This is a genomic window from Variovorax sp. WS11 (genome assembly GCF_010499245.1).
GTDB lineage: Bacteria > Pseudomonadota > Gammaproteobacteria > Burkholderiales > Burkholderiaceae_C > Variovorax.
This window is the reverse complement of sequence record NZ_JAAGOW010000004.1, coordinates 517,665-531,111: the sequence shown is the minus strand read 5'-3', so window position 1 is coordinate 531,111 and position 13,447 is coordinate 517,665. Positions and strand designations below refer to the sequence as shown.

The following is a 13,447-nucleotide window of genomic DNA, read 5'->3' as shown; positions in this document are numbered from 1 at the left end:
GCCGACAACACCCGATTCATTTCTCGAGCTCAACCCCTCCGCAGCCACTCCGCGCGTGACGATCCACGCGGTACCAGCACTTGGCGGTAGTGGCCTGGAGTGAGCGACATGCACACCTGGTCGGTCACGCCCTGATAAAGACCCATCGGAGTTTCGGCCATGAACACCTCCGGGTCCAGGTAGCGATGGGCTTCGCAGCTGTTCGCGGTGGCATGCGCAAAACCTTTGTCGAACAGGCCCAGCGTGTAGAGCCACAGCGACAGCCGCGTGAGTGACACGTGCACCCTGTAGCTGCCGCCCTCGTGCGCGCGCCGCATCAGCGCGGCCACGATGCCCGTGGTCAGCAACCAGGCGCCCAGGTAGTCATTGACGACCATGATGACGGGCAGCTTCGGCTTGCTGGGTGAGCCTTCCAGTGTCATCACGCCAGTCACGCAGCCCGCCGTCTGGTCGAAACCCGGCCGGTTTGCAAAGGGGCCGGTTTCGCCATGCAGGCTGATGCTCGCGTGGATGATGCCGGGCCGTGCGGCGGCCGCCTGCTGCGCTGAAAGGCCACGGCGCTCCAGATAGCCCTGGCGTCGGTTGGCGTAGAACACGTCGGCGCCAGCCAGCAATGCCTGCATGCGCGCGAAGCCGCCGTTCTCGCGGTCGGCCACGTCGAGCAGCGCGGAGCGCACGCCAACGTTGGCGGTGGCATAGAGCAAATCACTTTCGAAATCGCTGGGCGGCCAGACGTTGAGCACGTCAGCGCCATGCAGAGCCAGCGTACGGCCCGTGCCGGCACCCGCGATCACGCGCGCCAGGCCCAGCGCACGCACACCGTCGAGCGGCCGCTGTGGATTGGGTGTGAAGGGCTCGGGCGCCGAGTCGCCGATGCGCTCGATCTCGATCAGCGGCAGGCTGCGCAGCACATCCAGGTACTGCGGCTCTTCCATGAATTCCTCGACCGAGCGCAGCATCGGCATCACGATGCCGGCCTGGGCACTCGCCTCCTCCAGCTCACGCCCCTTCCAGCCGCGAATGGCCTGCGCCACGGCCGCCTCGCTGTCGCTGCAGTTCAGCAGGCGCAGCGCCGACGACTTGATGCGCGGGTACAGGTTGAGCGGCATCACCCAGCGGGCATCGGCCGTTTCGTAGAACTTGAGCGTGAACGGCGAATCCGGGTCGGCCGTGTTGCGCGGCGGGTAGCCGTTGATCAGTTCCCACTTTCGGTCATAGAACGGGCACAGGCGGTGCGGCGCTCGGCGCAGGTCCATCGCAATGTCCTGCCCCGCGCCACCGCGATGGCGCCACAGAGCCGCCATGGCCACCGACTTGGCCACCAGCCCGATGCCTGCCGCGGACGCGATGCGGAACACGCTGGCGATGACCGGGTCCTGTCCGGTGAATTGGATGGCACCGCCACTGTCTTCGGGCGCCAATCCCACGCCCCGCAGCACGCCGCGCAGGTGCGCGTGCGCATCGAAGCCGTTGGCATGCACCGCTGGGGCCGCCAGTGCACGGCGAATGACTTCGGTGGTGCTGTCGCTCATCGCGCTCAGCCCTTGCTGCTGTCGCTGACGCCAGTCAGTGCCTGCAGGATCGCGATCTGGCGAGCATCGCGCGCAGCCTCCAGTTCGGCGCGCGTGTGCTGGCCGTAGGCGGCATCGGCCTGCTCGAACAGCAACTTCTTCGTGGCCTCGTCGAAGCGCACCTCGCGCTGCATCGAAGCCCAGCGCTTTTCCATGCCGGGGCCGAACTGCTCCACGAAACTGCGCAACCCGCCATCGCCCCCACCCAGGTGGAAAGATGCAAAGGGGCCGCCGGCAGCCCAGCGCAGCCCCACGGAATTCGTGACGATCTCGTCCAGCTCGTCGATGGTGACCACGCCGCCCACCACCAGCGCCACGCACTCGCGGAAGATGGCCGACTGCAGCCGGTTGGCGACAAAGCCACCCACCTCCTTGCGCAGCACCTGCGGCACCTTGCCTACCGCACGGTAGAAGTCCACGGCGGCTTGCACCGACTCGGGCGCAGTGGCCTTGCCCGGCACCACTTCCACCAGCGGGATGATGTGCGGCGGGTTGAATGGATGGCCAACCAGCAGGCGCTGGGGCGTCGCCATCTCGGCGGCCTGGTCAGTGGCCGGCAGCGCCGAACTGGACGAAAGAAACAACGCCCCGGCGGGCGCCGCCTGCTCGACACGGCGCCAGAGCTGGCGCTTGAAATCCAGCCGCTCGGGACCGTTTTCCTGCACTTGGTCGGCCTGCGCCACGGCGCGCTCCAGGTCGGGCTCGAAGCGCAGGCGCTCGCCGATCTCGTTGTTCGCTTGTGGCGCGCCAAGCTGCGCCAGCGTGGGCATGGCGCGCGCCACGTAGTCGCGCACCTCGGCATCCACACCCTCGCGCGGATCGCTCACGCAGACCCTCAGGCCATGCGCCAGGAACAGTGCGACCCAGGATGCACCGATGACGCCGGCGCCCACCACCGTGACCTGTTGAACGCGCTGCGGCACTTGCGTGCGGATCGAATCGGTTGGGTTGCTCATGATGCCCTTGCCAGGTAGTCATGCACCACGCTGGGAGGCGTGAGCGACAGGTCGGCCACGATGTGGCTGGCGGCCACGACCTCGCGCACCGGAAAGTCGGCCATCGGTGCGAGCACGTGCTCGAACAATTGCAGCCGCGCCGGCCCACGGAAGGCGGCCTTGATCTCGATGTCCTGGATCTGCGTGCGCACCAGCTCGCAGATGCGCAACTGCCGGTCGTAGCCACGCATGAGCTTGAGCATGAAGGTCGGCACGCAGATCTCGGCCCTGGCCTCCTCCAACGGCAGCGGCTGGTGCTTGTAGCCCATGGTCGCGACCGCGATGCGCAGGGTGCCGTAGTCGAGCGTGCCGACCAGCGTATCGGAATCCACATACAGCTTGGGCGCCCCCAGCTTCTTGGGAAAGGCGCTGACCTCGCGGCCGCTGGCGATGGCCGGGTGGTTGTCCACGTACATCGCATGCAGGTATTCGCCACGCTCCTGGCCCAGCCGTACCACGATGGCCTGGCCGCACTCGGTGTAGTTGCCCAGCCCCGTGGTGTCGGGCATGCGCATGACCTCGAAGCGCACCAGCGGCTCATCGATTTCGATGGGCTCGGGCACCACCTTGCGCAGCGCCTCGATGTCGGTGCGGTAGGTGATGTTGAGGTACTCGCGATTGTTGAAGCGGTAGGGCCCGCGCGGAAAGGCCGGCGCGCCCAACGGCGTGCTGACCTGCTTGAACAGTTCGTCGATCTTCATGGTGCTGTATCGCTCATTGCCCGCCGAATTCGCGGGCGTACTGGTCGCGCAGCGCGCGCTTGTTGATCTTGCCGACGCTGGTCTTGGCAATGCTCGCGACGAAGCGGATGGTGGCTGGCACGGCAAACTTGGAGATCTCGCCGCCTTCCACGTAGGCCATCAGGTGCCGCTTGAGCGCGGCCTCGGTCAACTCGCCCGCCTGGCCAGCGCGCGCCACCACCAGCGCGATCGGACGCTCGCCCCACTTCTCGTCCTTGATGCCCAGCACGGCCGCCTCGGCCACGCCCGAATGCTGCAGCAACAGGTCTTCGATGGCAATGGACGATATCCATTCGCCGCCACTCTTGATCACATCCTTCAGGCGGTCGGTGATCAGCAGGTAGCCGTTGGCATCGATGCAGCCGATGTCCTGCGTGTGCAGGTAGCCACCGTCCCACAGCGTTTCCGACGCGTCCGGGTTGCGGTAGTAGGCCTGGGTGAGCCAGGGCGCGCGCACAACGATTTCCCCGGTGGACTGGCCGTCGTGCGGCAGCGGGTTCATCTCGGAGTCGACGATGCGCATCTCGACCAGCGGCAACGGCATGCCGGATCGGGTGCGCAGCGCGAGTTGCTCGTCTTCGCCCAGCGCCGTGGATTCGGGCTTGAGCTGTGCCTGTGACAGTGTGGGGCAGGTCTCCGACATTCCATAGCCGGCCCATACGTCGATGCCACGATCCAGCGCCGCCTTGGCCAGCGCCTTGCTCAGCGCCGAGCCGCCGATCACGATCTTCCAGCCCCGCAGGTTGACCGACTCGGCCGCGGGCACATCGAGCAGCATCTGCAGGATGGTCGGCACGCAGTGCGAGAACGTCACCTTCTCCCTGGCCTTGAGCTGCAGCAGCAGCTTCGGGTCATAGCGGCCCGGATACACCTGCTTGAGCCCCAGCGCGGTTGCCACATAGGGCAGGCCCCAGGCGTGCACATGGAACATGGGCGTGATGGGCATGTACACGTCGCCGCGATGCAGGTTCTGGCCCGGCGCGCTGGTGCCCATGAAACCCATGGTGGCCAATGTGTGCAGCACCAGCTGGCGGTGGCTGAACGACACGCCTTTGGGCAGCCCGGTGGTGCCCGTGGTGTAGAACACCGTGGCGCGGGTGTTCTCGTCGAAGTCTTCGAAACGGTAGTCGGCGGATGCCTTGGCCAGCAGCGCCTCGTACTCGCCCGCAAAGGGAATGGCGTGCCCGGCGCCAGGCGGCGCGTCGTCGAGCAGGATGAAGGTCTCGACGTTGGCGAGCTTGGGCAACAGCTCTTCCACCACGGGGGCAAACTCTGCATTCACCAGCAGCGCCTTGGCACCCGAGTGGTCGAGCGTGTAGAGAATCTGCTCGGGCGAGAGCCGCACGTTCACCGTCATCAGCGTGGCACCCATCATCGGCACCGCGAAGTAGGCGTCAAGGTAGCGGTGGCTGTCCCAGTCCATCACGGCCACGGTGTCGCCGGGGCCCACGCCCTGCGCGGCCAGCATGCCGGCGAGGCGGCCGATGCGCTCGCGCAGCTCTCCATAGGTGTGGCGCTTCAGGTCGCGATAGACGATCTGCTGGTCGCCCGCATGCTGCAGCGGGGCGTGCAGCAGCTGCTTGATCAGCAACGGGTAGCCGTAGGCCGAGGGGGTGCTTTCGATGCGTGGCGCGCTCACGTTGTCTCCTTGCGTGCCGTGGCATTGTGCGAGCCGCCCGTTTGCGACGACAGGTGCACAACGGCTAAGATGGGGTGAGTTCCGGACATGCCCAGCGATGGACGTATCCGGGTTGACCCTGAAGGGAGACTTCACTGCAGTGACCCACCCCTACACCCGTCCCTTGGCGCAATTGCCGCTGGCCGACGAGCGCGTCTACCTTCCCTACAAGATCGCGACCCTGGTCGACACGCTGGCTGAAGCGGGGGTCGATGCCGCACGGACGCTGGAACGTACCGGCCTGCAGGCCAGCGACCTGCGCAGCACCGCGCTGAGAACATCCATCCGCCAGTTCATGACGGTCTGCCGCAACGGCATGGCGGCCACCGGCGACCCAGCCCTGCCCTTCCGTGCCGGCACGCGCATGCATGTGTCCAGCTACGGCATGTACGGCTATGCGCTGCTGTGCTGCGAGACCCTGCGCGAGGTCACGCAAATGGCGGTGAAGTTCCACCGCCTGGCCACGCCCACCGTAGCGCTGAGTTTTCGGGAAGAGGACGGCGAGGCTGTCTGGACTTTTGACGATGTGCTGGACCTGGGCCCGGACGATGCGCTGCACCGCTTTTTTGTCGAGTTCCAGTACGGCATTCACCAGACGCTGGCGCGCGACATGGTCGGCCCCGACTTCAAGCTGAGCCGGCTGCGCGCGCGCTACCCGCGTCCGGAACACGCCGCTCTGTACGGGGTGTATTTCGACTGCCCCATTGAATTCGATCAGCCGGACAACGAACTGCGCTATCCCGCGGCGCTGCTGGACAAGCCGGCCGCGTACCGCAACTCCATCTCGGTGGCGATGGCGGCCGAGGTGTGCGAACGCATGCTGGTGGAAGCCAAGACTACCAGCGGCCTGACCCGCCGCGTCTACAACCTGTTGATGGAGCGGCCCGGCCAGTTCGACGACATGGAGGCACTGGCGCGCAAGCTCAACACCAGCTCGCGCACGCTGCGCCGCCACCTGACGACGCAGGGCACCTCGTACAAGGAGATCCTGGACGACGTGCGCTGCCACCTGGCCAAGGAATACTTGCGCAGCACGCGCATGGGTATCGACGACATCGCCAGCACGCTGGGCTTCAGCGATGCCGCCAACTTCCGCCACGCCTTCCGTCGCTGGACACACAAGAGCCCGAGCGACTTCCGCCGCTGAGCTAAATTCCTGAACCCAAGGGCCCCAGCAGCGAGCCATGTTGGCCGCCCGCCACCGGTTTCTGACCGGACGCGACCTTGGTGCCGCCTGCGGCGCGCTCAACAATCCGGCGCATCACCCATGCGGCCGCGACCACGACGGCTGCCGACGCCAGGAGACAAATCTTGATGAAGCCTTCATTCGCTGCCGCGGCGTTGCTTGCTTGCGCCGCTCTCGCGGGCACTGCGCATGCGCAGACTGCTGCCAATTACCCCACTAAGCCCATCCGCTTGGTCGTGCCCTACGCGGCCGGCGGTGGCGTCGACGCCATTGCACGCCAGCTTGGCAAGAAGATGGGCGAGGCGCTGGGCCAGTCGGTCACGGTCGACAACCGTCCAGGCGCCGGCGCCATCATCGGCCTGGACGCGGTGGCCAAGGCGCCACCGGACGGGTACACGGTGCTGTTCACCGCGGGCTCGTCGATCAACCTCAACCCGCACGTCTACAAGAAGCTGCCCTACGACCCGTCCAAGGACCTGCAACCGGTGGCGCAGGCCGGCAACACGCCCCTGCTGCTCTTGGTGAGCGCCACCAATCCGTCCAAGACGCTGGCCGAATTCGTGGCCGCGGCCAAGGCCAAGCCCGGCACGGCCAGCTTTGGCTCGTATGGCAACGGTACCACCGGCCACTTGCTCGGTGCCGCTTTCGGCAAGGCGGCGAATATCGACCTGCTGCACGTGCCCTTCAAGGGAGCGGCACCCGCGCTCACCGACCTGATCGGCGGCAACGTGAGCTCGGTGGTGGCGGACCTGGGTTCGGCGCGCGGTCTCATTCAGGGCGGCAAGGTGCGTCCCCTGGCGCAGACGGGCGCCAAGCGCGACCCGGCGCTGCCCAATGTGCCGACCTTCGCCGAAGCCGGCCAGCCCAGCCTGACAGCCATGACCGGCTGGCTGGGCGTGTTCGTGCCCGCCAAGACGCCGAAAGACCTCACCGACAAGCTGGCCGGCACCATCAGCAAGGTTCTGCAGACGGCCGAGCTGAAAGCCAGCATGGCCGAACTGGGCTACACGGCCACGGGTCTCTCGGGCGCCAAGTTCGAAGAGCTGGTGCGAACCGACACCGACCACTGGGGCAAGGTGGTGAAAGACATGGGGGGCATCACGCTGGATTGAGAGATCGAGCACCAGACCAAGGCTCAGGTCGGATAAGTCTCACGCACTTCCAGCCGCGCAAACATCGACGCTGACTGCGCGCGAAGCCGAGTCATGGGGTTGAACAGCGGGTTTTCAGCCCCGCCGGCCCCCAGCAGGCCGTTGCGCGACTGCTCCAGCCATTCGCCCCACATCAACCCGCCGACAAGAAGGTCGCGCGCCGTCTGGCCAGCCATCGCCTGCCATCCGCCCCCGGCATCGATCTCGTACGTGCGGTCGGGTGCGCTGCATCCCGCAAAGGCATCGGCCAACGCATCGCCCATGCGGTCGAGCGCATCGCGCGCCGCGCGCAGCACTGTGTCGAAATTCAGAAAGCCATGAAATTGACCACCGTAGTGAAGCAACTGCACGGACACGCCAGTTGCACGCAAGTGGCCCGCATAGGCCAGGCCATCGTCGCGGATGGGGTCGTAGCCGGCACTGACGATCAACGTCGGTGGCAACCCCTTCAGGCTGCGCGCCAGCGCGGGTGAAAGCAAAGGGTCGTTGGTATCTACAGGGCTCCGGGTCGCGCCCAGCGCATCGAACCAGGCGATGGACTCGGCCGTCAGCAGATAGCCCTTGGCGTTCTCGGCCCGGGAGGGAGGTTCGTCGCGCAGATTGGTGGCCGGATAGACCAGCACCTGCAGCACAGGCGCCGGGTACCCGCGCCGCACCGCCCGCTGCGCCAGCACAGCGGCCAGATTGCCGCCAGCCGAGTCGCCGCCGACCGCGATGCGGGTGGCGTCGATGCCCAGCGCTTCGGAATTCGCAACCATCCAGTCCAGCACCGCCAGGCTGTCTTCTCGGCCCGCGAGCAACGCGTGCTCGGGCGCCAGCCTGTACTGCGCCGTCACCACGATGGCGCCGCTGCGTGCCGCGATGTTGCGACAGATCGAATCCGCGGTCGCAACGCTGCCCAGCACGAAGCCACCGCCATGAAACCACAGAAGCGCCGGTGCCGCCGCATCGCCATCGCCCGCATGGCGCGGTCGGTGCGGCCTGAAGATGCGCAGCTTCAACGGCCCCGCCGGGCCCTGGATGCTGAGGTTGTCCACCCGGGCCACCGGCACCTTTCGCCCCAACAGGCGCGCCAGCAGTTGCCAGCGCTGGCGCATCTGTCGCAACCGGGGACGCTGCGGATCCAGTCGCGGCAACATGATGTTGATGGCGCGCAGCAACGCATGCGCCTCGGGGTCGAGTCGCGCCGCGCGCCGCACGGCCGGCAGGCCGATGTCGCTGGGCATCGACTACAGCGACGACACCAAGTGTCCGCCGTCCACGGCGATCAGTGCGCCTGTCATCCACGACGATGCCTCGGTGGCCAGCAGCAAATAGACGCCATCGAGCTCTTCGGCCCGGCCCAGCCGGCGCATGGGTATGCGCTTGATCATGTCCTGCCCGGCCTGCGTTTCGAAGAACGCGTCGTTGATGTCGGTGCGAATGTGCCCTGGGGCAATGGCGTTGACGCGAATGCCGTAGCGCGCCCACTCCAGCGCCAGGCCCTTGGTCATCTGGATCACGGCGGCCTTGGTGGTCGAGTACGGCACCACCATGTGGGCCACGCGCTCGCCCAGGATGGAGGCGATGTTGATGATGGAGCCACCCCGCTTCGCCGCGCGCCAGCGCCGTGCCGCCTCGGTGGACGTGAGCCATACACCGCGCAGGTTGGTCTGCAGGGTGGCGTCGAAGTCGGCCGGGCTCATGTCGATCGCTGCGCCCTCCCCGCCCACACCGGCGTTGTTGACCACCACGTCCACCGGGCCGCCCTCGGCCTCCACCGCGTCGAAGGCAGCGCGGATGGCAGCGTCGCTGCCCACGTCCATGTCCACCGCCAGCACGCTCTGGGCGCCCAGGGTCTTCAATTCGGCCGCCAGCGCATCGAGCTTGGCCTTGCGCCGCGCGCCGATGACGACGCGCGCACCGTTCCGCGCCGCCACCTGCGCGAAGTGCGCGCCCAGCCCGCCCGAGGCGCCGGTAATCAGCACGCCTCTACCCTTGAGCATCGCGCCCAGATCCATGGTTCTTGTCTCCTTGTGGTGGATGGAATTACTCGCCGACGCCGTAGGCCGACAGTCGCGCCGCCACCTCTGCGACGTTGTGGCTCAGCATCACGACATCATGTTTGCCGCCCTCGCGGTCTCGCACATGGCCAGCCAGCAGCGCCTCGGCGCGGAAGCCCATGCTCTCGAACATGGCAATGGCACTGCGCTGGTCGGTGGTCATCTGGGCCACCAGCTTTTCCAGTCCCAGCGCGAGCGCCTGCGCAAAACTCTCCTGGATGAGCTGTCGGCCCAGTCCAAGGCCCCGCGCTTCGGCACCGACCACCACGCGCAACTCGCCCACGTGCGGCGACCACGAGAAATCGTCATGGATCAGCGAGGTGCAGCCAATCACATCGCCGCCCAGTCGAGCCAGCAGACTGGGCATGCGCTGGCGCTCCACCGCCTCGCGGATCCACGCCTTGATGACGCGCGGCTGGCTGATGTCGCGGTAGGTGAACAGCAGGTCGTGTGCGGGCAACGCCTGCGCAAAGGCGAGCAGCGCGGCTTCGTCGCCGGCACGCAGCACATCGATGTGCACGGCGGTTCCGTTGCAGTCGATGGTGCGCGGATAGCTGCGCCCGGCGGCGGCAGCGGTGGTTGCGGCGGCAGCGGTGGTTGCGGTGGTTGCGGTGGTTGCGGTTGCGGCGGTGTTCATGTCGATCGTTCTCCCAGCCATTGGTTCAGCCTGGGCCACAAGCGCTTGACGGCGTTGGCGCCCGCCACAAGGCTGACGTGGCCCCCCTTGAGCATCACTTCTTCCTTGTCCTTGGAGCCCACCTTGTCCATCAGCGGATGGGCGCAGTCATAAGGCACGATGTGGTCGTGCTCGGCCACCACCGACAGCAGCGGCACCTTGATCTTCTTCAGGTCGACCTTGCGGCCACCCACTGTCAGCGTGCCGTTGTACAGCCCGTTGTCCCACATCAGCAGCTTGATGGTTTGCTTGAAATAGGCGCCGGCCACCGGCAGGGTTTCGGTGCCCCAGCGGTCCATCATGCGGTATTGCCGGACGTACTCGTCATTCCACAGGTTGTCCCACAGGCGCAGGGTGCCGGTCACGCGGCCGGTCGGCCGCAGCGCGTCGAAGCCCCCGGTGATGACGTTGGCCGGCACGATGCCCGTCGCGTCGACCATCTTGTCGACGTCGAAGTGCTTCCTGTCGGACCAGGCCTGGAACAGCGCCATCTTGCTGAAATCGACCGGTGTGGTGAAGCACACCAGGTTCTGCATCGGCCCATCGGCATGCAATGCGGCATAGATGGTGGACAGCACGCCTCCCATGCAGTACCCGATGATGTTGACGTCGTCGACGCCCGAATCCTCCTGTACGCGGCGCACGCATTCGGGAATGAACTTCAGCGTGTAGTCCTCCAGCTGCAGGTTCGCCTCGTCGGAGCGCGGCGGATTCCAGTCCATCACGTAGACGTCGTAGCCGGATTTCAGCAGGTATTCCACCAGGCTCTGCCCCGGCGCCAGGTCGAAGATGTAGGCACGGTTGGTGGTGGCCATCACCAGCAGCAGCGGGATGCGGTAGATCTCCGACGCCATGGGCCGGTAGTGGTACAGGTTGAGCGTGCCGCGGTTGATCAGCACGTCCTTGGGCGTGGTCCCCACGGTGGCCGGTGGCGCGCTCAGATACTCCAGGCCTTTGACGCTGCGCTGCACCGCACGATCTATCTCGCCGCGGACCTTCTGCACCCAGTCTTCATCGGGTGTCTGCGCTCCGGCTTGTCCGGCGCTGGTCGCCATGGCGTCAGGCCTTTCTTCTGGTGGACCGCTGACGGACGGCGGCAGCCTTGGCAACTGCTGCTGGAGAGGCTGTGCCGGAGCCACCACGGCCGCGAGAGGCGGGCGTGGTGGCCGGGGACGCTTCTCGTGCGGCTGCCGGGCTGGCGAGGGCGGAGGCTGGCGCCACCACGGGGGCTGGCTTGCGGGTGCGGGGTGGCATGGCTCCCCGGGCGGGCCCGGGGGCCGAAACCGCCGGGTCGCCCAGTCGGTGTGACAGCTGTTCCAACATTTCCTCGATGCGCTGCAGTCGCGCACCGATCTCGACGATGTCGCTGCGGCTGGGCAGGTTCAGTTCCTTCAGCAGCACACCGTTGGCCTTGCCCAGCGCCTGCTGCAAAGCCATCGCCACGCTCATCACCGCCTGCATCGCGCGGACCGACTCTTCGGAACTCATCTCCTTGTTGGCCAGCGAGTTCGCACTCCCCTCCCAGTTGGATAGCGCATCGCGCCAAAACTGAAGTGGGTCCAGCATCGAAAATCCGCTTTGAGCCATGGCGTTCGCTCTCTTGATTGGCTGGTGCTGTGCACGACAGGCTCCGGCGGCACCTACCAACCTGCTTCCACCGTCAAAGTCGCGCATGCAAGGGCTTGTCTCTTCGAGACGAATGCTACATGCCCCCGGAGCCCAGAGAGAGGTTCAACGCGGCCACAAGCAATGGCGCGTCGGCCAATGTTGATCCGCCAGCGGGGGTGATCGCAGCGATTCGAATCTTGCTCGGAAACCTCAAAGCATGGACTCTGGGATAACAAGCGACTGGAAATATAGCTTCGCGCGCATGACCAAGTCGCCCCCTGGCTCCTGATCGGTCACTTTGACGGGCGCTGGACCATCGATGCGCCACCACTCCAAGTCGCGGTCACTGCCAGCCCGCAGCCTCACTTGGAAGGAGGCATGCGTCCTCAGCTCGTTGAGAAATGCCAGTGCCTCCTGCGCCAGTGGCGGGCAGTCAATCAACAGGCCGAACTCGGTGTTCAGCGCATCCGAACGCGGGTCCATGTTGACCGAGCCGAGGAAGAGCCGCTTGCCGTCGATGACCAGCGCCTTCGTATGCAATCGCACTTGCGAGCCCTCGCCGATGTTGCCGACAAACAGCGCCCTGCCTGCGTTGGGGTGAATCTCGTAGATCTGCATGCCGGCGCGCAACAGGTTGTCCCGATAGCGGCGGTAGGCGGTGTGCACGACCGGCTCGTCGGTGGCAGCCAACGAGTTGGTGATCAGCGTCTGGCGGATGCCGCGCGCCGCATCGCGACGCATGCCATCGAGCGCGAGCGGCCCTGGGACGAAGTAAGGTGACACCGTCACGATCTCTTGCTGCGCCTGCTGTGCGGCCTCGCCGAGCAGGCGGCGGCTGGTATCGATCAACGCGCCGCTCGGCAGGCGCCGGCTCTCCTGCTCGCCCCAGGCTTTGGCGGGTGAATCGGCGAAGGCCTGTGCCGCACCGAAGGCCAGCGTGACGCGGCCGGCGGCCAGTTCGTCGCCCAGCGTCACCCGGCCGAGCGGATCGACCTGACGGAAGGCCACCGGTTCGGGCGTGTCTGCACCGTCGACGCGCTGGTCAAAGGCTGTTCGCAGGGCCTCCGGTGTGCCTTGGGGGCGCAGCACCGAGGCAGCGCTGCGCACCTGCGGCGCGTTCCAGTATTCGTCGAACAGGCTCGCCATCTGCGGCACCACGGCGCCGGCCGTCAGCACGTCGTAGTCGAAGAAGTTCGAATCGGCGTCGCGCATGAAGTAGATGTCGCCCAGGTTGCGGCCGCCCGCCACGGCCAACACGCCATCGGCCACGAAGAGCTTGTTGTGCATGCGCCGATTGACGCGGGCAAAGTCGAAGAGCGCCAGGCCGAAACGTCGGGCCTGGCCGCCGCGGGTGGGAAAGGGATTGAACAACCGCACTTCGACGTTCGAGTACGCGCCGAGGCCTTCGAGCAAGGCACCGATCTCCTCGGTGTAGAGATCGTCGACGAGCAGGCGCACGCGCACGCCTCGCTGGGCGGCATTGCGCAACTCGCGCAACACCAATCGTCCCGTGGCGTCGTCGTGCAGGTGGTAGTACTGAAGGTCGAGCGAGCGCTGGGCACTGCGCAACAGAGCCAGGCGTGTGTCCATGCTGGCCAGCCCGAGCATCAGACGGAAGCCACTGGCACCCGGCCCCGCTCCCGCCATCGAAGCGGTGGCGATGCGGTCGAGGGGTGTGGGCGGAGCCTGTACCAGCACAGAGGTGCTCGCGGCGCGCGTGCCCTCATCGGGCAGCGAAGCGCAGCCCGTCAGCACCAGGACGGCCGTCATGAGCAGCGAGGAGAAAAGGCGATGCACGAC

The 13,447-nt window shown here is 66.6% G+C and carries 12 protein-coding genes; 2 read left to right on the top strand and 10 right to left on the bottom strand.

Annotated elements, in window-relative coordinates; genetic code table 11:
• Nucleotides 1–29: 29 nt before the first annotated feature.
• The 4 genes from GXN78_RS31910 to GXN78_RS31895 are packed head-to-tail and all read right to left on the bottom strand — an operon-like array spanning nucleotide 30 to nucleotide 4,945.
• Entirely contained in the window at nucleotides 30–1,532 is a 1,503-nt protein-coding gene (locus GXN78_RS31910; RefSeq protein WP_106554530.1) for a CoA transferase, read from the bottom strand.
• A gap of 5 nt (nucleotides 1,533–1,537) precedes the next feature.
• On the bottom strand, nucleotides 1,538–2,527 hold the full coding sequence (locus GXN78_RS31905) for a 3-hydroxyacyl-CoA dehydrogenase NAD-binding domain-containing protein (RefSeq protein ID WP_106554531.1): 990 nt from the start codon (nucleotides 2,525–2,527) through the stop codon (nucleotides 1,538–1,540).
• Nucleotides 2,524–3,267 (bottom strand): acetoacetate decarboxylase, encoded by a 744-nt coding sequence (locus GXN78_RS31900; RefSeq protein ID WP_106554532.1) that lies wholly within the window; start codon nucleotides 3,265–3,267, stop codon nucleotides 2,524–2,526. The genes GXN78_RS31905 and GXN78_RS31900 overlap by 4 nt, the downstream gene beginning before the upstream one ends.
• 13 nt (nucleotides 3,268–3,280) lie before the next feature.
• Nucleotides 3,281–4,945, bottom strand: a complete 1,665-nt coding sequence (locus GXN78_RS31895; protein ID WP_106554533.1) for a fatty acid--CoA ligase — start codon at nucleotides 4,943–4,945, stop codon at nucleotides 3,281–3,283.
• 97 nt (nucleotides 4,946–5,042) lie between these two features.
• Between GXN78_RS31895 and GXN78_RS31890 the strand changes: the two genes are divergently transcribed.
• Nucleotides 5,043–6,131, top strand: coding sequence for an AraC family transcriptional regulator (locus tag GXN78_RS31890; RefSeq protein ID WP_164256030.1), 1,089 nt, complete (start codon nucleotides 5,043–5,045; stop codon nucleotides 6,129–6,131).
• Nucleotides 6,132–6,298: 167 nt separating this feature from the next.
• Nucleotides 6,299–7,282: a tripartite tricarboxylate transporter substrate binding protein gene (locus GXN78_RS31885; protein ID WP_106554535.1), complete on the top strand. Its 984-nt coding sequence runs from the start codon at nucleotides 6,299–6,301 to the stop codon at nucleotides 7,280–7,282.
• A gap of 23 nt (nucleotides 7,283–7,305) precedes the next feature.
• On the opposite strand, the gene GXN78_RS31880 is transcribed toward GXN78_RS31885, so the two are convergent.
• From GXN78_RS31880 to GXN78_RS31855, 6 genes are all read right to left on the bottom strand, one after another.
• Nucleotides 7,306–8,547, bottom strand: a complete 1,242-nt coding sequence (locus tag GXN78_RS31880) for an alpha/beta hydrolase (RefSeq protein WP_106554536.1) — start codon at nucleotides 8,545–8,547, stop codon at nucleotides 7,306–7,308.
• 3 nt (nucleotides 8,548–8,550) lie between these two features.
• Nucleotides 8,551–9,321, bottom strand: coding sequence for an SDR family oxidoreductase (locus tag GXN78_RS31875; RefSeq protein ID WP_106554537.1), 771 nt, complete (start codon nucleotides 9,319–9,321; stop codon nucleotides 8,551–8,553).
• 28 nt (nucleotides 9,322–9,349) lie between these two features.
• Entirely contained in the window at nucleotides 9,350–10,000 is a 651-nt protein-coding gene (locus GXN78_RS31870; RefSeq protein ID WP_106554538.1) for a GNAT family N-acetyltransferase, read from the bottom strand.
• Nucleotides 9,997–11,094 carry an alpha/beta fold hydrolase gene (locus GXN78_RS31865; RefSeq protein ID WP_106554539.1) on the bottom strand — a complete coding sequence of 366 codons (1,098 nt, stop codon included), beginning with the start codon at nucleotides 11,092–11,094 and terminating at the stop codon, nucleotides 9,997–9,999. Before GXN78_RS31865 ends, GXN78_RS31870 begins: the two co-directional genes overlap by 4 nt.
• A gap of 4 nt (nucleotides 11,095–11,098) precedes the next feature.
• A complete protein-coding gene (locus tag GXN78_RS31860; RefSeq protein ID WP_164256028.1) occupies nucleotides 11,099–11,626 on the bottom strand; it encodes a hypothetical protein in 528 nt (175 codons plus the stop codon).
• Between the two features lie 231 nt (nucleotides 11,627–11,857).
• The gene (locus GXN78_RS31855; protein ID WP_106554541.1) at nucleotides 11,858–13,444 is read right to left on the bottom strand and encodes a phospholipase D family protein; all 1,587 of its coding nucleotides are present in this window, start codon (nucleotides 13,442–13,444) and stop codon (nucleotides 11,858–11,860) included.
• Between the last annotated feature and the right edge of the window lie 3 nt (nucleotides 13,445–13,447).